Below are 3,264 nucleotides of genomic sequence, written 5' to 3' on the forward strand. Positions count from 1 at the left end.
TTAACATCCTTCGGAGTCCAACGCGTCACAACTACCTCCCGGTCGAAGTGGCGCATTCACCCCTTGACAGCACGCCCGTTGCCACAACATCCAGGAGTCCAATTGTTTCATGCCGATTTAGAGCACTACTTAGCCATTGTTGAGCGGGTTTATGTTGCGGTGCAGCGGAGTGGAAGGCATAAACGAGAATGTTGACATCAGGAATGATCATCGAGTACCGCCCACACAGCTTCTTTGTTGCTGAGATCAACTAGAGCCGGTCCGCCGCAATCGAAGGAGGGCAGGTTAACGGGGGTGTCTTCGGTACTGATGCGGGCTTCCTTCTTGAGGGCAGCGCGGACCGCCTCTTCGACGTATGAGCTCAAAGTGACATTGTTGGCTTTGGCTTGGACCTTCGTTTCTTCAAGGAGTTTCGGCGGGAGGTTTATCGTCGTGCGCATACCTTTAGGGTAGAAAGCATCAAGTCATCATTCAAGAGGTGCAATGATGTATCTGCCTTCAGGAAGCCGTGAAAGGTTGACTGGTGTCTTAATTCAGTGCGAGCGTCAGGATCAGTACTCCGATGGAGAATGCGAGCATGCCTAAGCAGTTGATCCAGAATGCGCTACCGAGGAAGTGGGCGCGGACATGGGCTGCTGCGGCCGCGCAGAAATAGGCGATGACTCCAATCATGGCTGTGATTCCTACGCCGGGGAACCAGAGGCCGGCAATGAGTCCTACGGCGGCGAGGCACTTGATGACAATGAGCGCCCACCACCAGTCCTTGGGGAGTTTGACGCCGCTGAGGCAGGCTTCGATGAAGGGGACTGGTTTGAGGGAGAGGGCGGCGTCGCCAAGCAGAATGGCTGCTAGTAGAAGGGAGGGCCAGGCTGGGGAAGATTCTAGGATCATTGGGTTACTCCGAATGCGGTGTTGAGGCGTTCGATCGATGAGGCGGCTTGGGATGTGAGGTGCTCGGTGTCGTAGATTCCGGCGGCCCAGCCGATGAGTAAGCCGAGGTAGACGTTGTACAGCAGGTCGGCGTACTCGGCCGCATCGGCGCTGCTGAGCCTGGTGCCGAGTCGCAGGGTGATTTCATCGGTCAGGAGCGTTTTGAGTGCGGTGAGCGCTTCGCCTTGATTGCCTTGTTGGATGAGTGCTGCGCCAAAGGCGCGGGAGAGCTCTTCGTGGCCGGTAAACATCTGGAGGAAAGGTCTCAGGACATCGAGAAGGCTATCGGATTGTCCCCGGATGTCATCGTGGAGTTCTGAAATGTGTTGGCCAATGGTGCGGATGAGCAGCGTTTGTTTGTCGCCGACTCCCATGACGGTTCCCACGCTAACGCCAGCTTCGGATGCGATAGTCCGGATGCTGGTGGTGGCGTAGCCCTGAGTGAGGAAGAGTTCGTAGGCGGTGGCTAGGACCTTGCTGACGGTGCCAGCTTTGGCGGCCGAGCGCGATGAGTGAACGTGTTCAGTGAACATGTTCAAAAGGGTAGCTCTTGATGGTTTCGAGGTCAATGACGCCGAAGTGTTGACAGTTGGCGCTAGGCCAGCGTGGGGAAGACGCGGTCGCGCAGCAGGTGTGCAAGCTCGCGGTCGGGGGCTGCTGGGTTGACCCAGGCGGTGTCGCCGATTTCGGCGGCGGCATGGGGTTCGTCGGCGGTGACGGTGCGGGTGTAGGTGAAGATGGTGCCGACGACGACCTCGCCCGGTTCGTTGGCGGCGGGAGCGTCGAAGGTGCCGAGTTTGTTGAGGCTCTCGGCGTCGAGGGTGAGGCCTACTTCTTCGGCAACTTCGCGCAGGGCGGCGTCGACAAGCGCCTCGCCCGCCTCGGGCTTGCCGCCGGGCAGTTGGTACTTGGTGGAGGACTTCTTGCGCACGGTAAGCACGTGGCCTTGTGGGTTGCGGATGACGACGGCTGCTACTTCAATCATGGCTGCTGATTGTAGGCGGCCTAGAGCAGCGGCAGGAGCACGAGGGCGAGATTGAGTGCGATGACCAGCGCGGCAAGCGTCCAGCCCACGGCCATAGACCAGGGTTTCGCGGCGAACTCACCCATGACGTCCCGGGAGCCGGCATAGCGGAAAAGCGGGATGATGGCGAAGGGGATGCCCAGGGAAAGAAGTGCCTGGCTGACCACCAGTGCCATAGTGGGGTCGACCCCGCAGCCGATGATGACCAGCGCCGGGATGAGCGTGACCAGGCGGCGGACTAGTAGGGGGACCTTGATGTGAAGCAGGCCGTCCATGATTTCGGAGCCGGCGTAGGCGCCCACTGACGTCGAGGCGAGGCCGCTGGCCAGCAGGCCGATGGCGAAGAGAACGCCGGCCAGCGGGCCGAGGTGGCTGGCAATCGCCGTGTGGGCCCCGGAGATGGTCTCTGTGCCGTCCACGCCGTAGAGGGCCGAGCCCGCCAGGACCAGCAGGCCCACGTTGACGAGCCCGGCGATGGACAGCGCCACGGCGATGTCCGCGCGGGTGCCGGCCAGCACGTGGGGGATTTCCAGGTCGGGGTAGCGCTGCTTGGTCAGGGAGGAGTGTAGGTAAATGGCGTGCGGCATGACGGTGGCGCCCAACATGGAGGCGGCCAGCAGGATGCTGTCCTTGCCCTCTAGGCGGGGGATGAGGCCGCCGGCCACGTCGGCGGGGTCGGGCGGGGCGATGGCGAGGCCGGCAAGGAAGCCGATGCAGATGACCAGGAGCAGGCCGATGACAAGCCCCTCGAACCACTGGTTCTTCTTCTGGAAGATGAGGAGAATGATGGAGACCGCGCCGATGATGAGCGCGCCCGCGAACAGGGGGAGGTTGAAGAGGAGTTGCAGGGCAATGGCGCCGCCGATGACTTCGGCGAGGTCGGTGGCCGCGGCGATGAGCTCGGCCTGGGCCCACATGCCTAGGCGCGCGCGGCGGGAGAGACGCTCGCCCATGATTTCCGGCAGGGAGCGGTGGGTGACTAGGCCCAGTTTGGCGGAGTGGTACTGGATGAACATGGCCATGAGGTTGGCCACGACGAGTACCCACACCAGGAGGTAGCCGTAGTGGGAGCCGGCGCTGATGTTGGCGGCTACGTTGCCGGGGTCGACGTAAGCCACTGCAGCAACGAAGGCGGGGCCGGTGAGGCTGATTAAGGTCTTACGCATAGGCATCTCCATACCAAAAGTTCAACTACTTGAAGTCTAGTTTTCATCGCCATATGTTCAAGCCAGGGGGCGGAATCAAGCGGTGGATGCGCCACGCTTGAATAGTTCGTTAAGTATTTCACGTGGGGTTGCGCCGCCGAGGAT

5 protein-coding genes are annotated in these 3,264 nt (G+C 61.2%); all 5 read right to left on the bottom strand.

The window, feature by feature from the left end; translation table 11 throughout:
- Positions 1–197: 197 nt before the first annotated feature.
- A complete protein-coding gene (locus tag QP990_RS11965) occupies positions 198–440 on the bottom strand; it encodes a CopG family transcriptional regulator (protein ID WP_005292604.1) in 243 nt (80 codons plus the stop codon).
- 88 nt (positions 441–528) lie between these two features.
- Positions 529–891: a DoxX family protein gene (locus QP990_RS11970; RefSeq protein ID WP_005292602.1), complete on the bottom strand. Its 363-nt coding sequence runs from the start codon at positions 889–891 to the stop codon at positions 529–531.
- On the bottom strand, positions 888–1,463 hold the full coding sequence (locus tag QP990_RS11975; RefSeq protein WP_005292598.1) for a TetR/AcrR family transcriptional regulator: 576 nt from the start codon (positions 1,461–1,463) through the stop codon (positions 888–890). The genes QP990_RS11970 and QP990_RS11975 overlap by 4 nt, the downstream gene beginning before the upstream one ends.
- A gap of 62 nt (positions 1,464–1,525) precedes the next feature.
- On the bottom strand, positions 1,526–1,915 hold the full coding sequence (locus QP990_RS11980) for an NUDIX domain-containing protein (protein ID WP_005292595.1): 390 nt from the start codon (positions 1,913–1,915) through the stop codon (positions 1,526–1,528).
- Positions 1,916–1,935: 20 nt separating this feature from the next.
- On the bottom strand, positions 1,936–3,120 hold the full coding sequence (locus QP990_RS11985) for an Nramp family divalent metal transporter (RefSeq protein WP_011272788.1): 1,185 nt from the start codon (positions 3,118–3,120) through the stop codon (positions 1,936–1,938).
- Positions 3,121–3,264: the final 144 nt, after the last annotated feature.

This window comes from Corynebacterium sp. MSK071, from assembly GCF_030232125.1.
Classification (GTDB): Bacteria; Actinomycetota; Actinomycetes; order Mycobacteriales; family Mycobacteriaceae; genus Corynebacterium; species Corynebacterium kefirresidentii.

Excerpts from the sequence above, each read along its gene's own strand:
- QP990_RS11965 (WP_005292604.1), bottom strand. The coding sequence starts at position 440 with ATGCGCACGACGATAAACCTCCCGCCGAAACTCCTTGAAGAAACGAAG.
- QP990_RS11985 (WP_011272788.1), bottom strand. The coding sequence starts at position 3,120 with ATGCGTAAGACCTTAATCAGCCTCACCGGCCCCGCCTTCGTTGCTGCA.
- QP990_RS11980 (WP_005292595.1), bottom strand. The coding sequence starts at position 1,915 with ATGATTGAAGTAGCAGCCGTCGTCATCCGCAACCCACAAGGCCACGTG.
- QP990_RS11970 (WP_005292602.1), bottom strand. The coding sequence starts at position 891 with ATGATCCTAGAATCTTCCCCAGCCTGGCCCTCCCTTCTACTAGCAGCC.
- QP990_RS11975 (WP_005292598.1), bottom strand. The coding sequence starts at position 1,463 with ATGTTCACTGAACACGTTCACTCATCGCGCTCGGCCGCCAAAGCTGGC.